This is a genomic window from Pseudomonas sp. SIMBA_067 (assembly GCF_046534675.1).
In the GTDB taxonomy this organism is placed as follows: domain Bacteria; phylum Pseudomonadota; class Gammaproteobacteria; order Pseudomonadales; family Pseudomonadaceae; genus Aquipseudomonas; species Aquipseudomonas putida.
In genome coordinates this window covers 1-244 of sequence record NZ_JAWRYH010001143.1, presented here as the reverse complement: position 1 = coordinate 244, position 244 = coordinate 1, and the positions used below count along the sequence as shown (strand labels likewise).

General features: G+C 43.9%; 1 protein-coding gene. It reads left to right on the top strand.

What is annotated here, in order from left to right; translation table 11 throughout:
• Nucleotides 1–63: 63 nt before the first annotated feature.
• Nucleotides 64–244, top strand: a 181-nt coding sequence (locus SB765_RS32875; RefSeq protein ID WP_410932928.1) for a GNAT family N-acetyltransferase, incomplete at its 3' end; no start/stop codon positions are given.

Here is a 244-nt window from a genome sequence, read left to right as displayed (position 1 = left end):
AGCGCTAAATTTAGCCGATAACGCCATGATCGATACGATCACAGCCGATAGCATCAATGTCTATTGGCTTTAGTTGAGCTTTATAGCCCTGAGCACGAAAGCTTAATGAAAGCGGCGTACGAGGTTGAACCTAATGATGTGGGTATGCATATTTTATTAGCGCCTAACACGGCACCTAAGCGCCATTTTAGTTTTGAAATGATGCAGTGCGTGCTGCAAAGTATTTTTGCTCAAAACAGTGCCG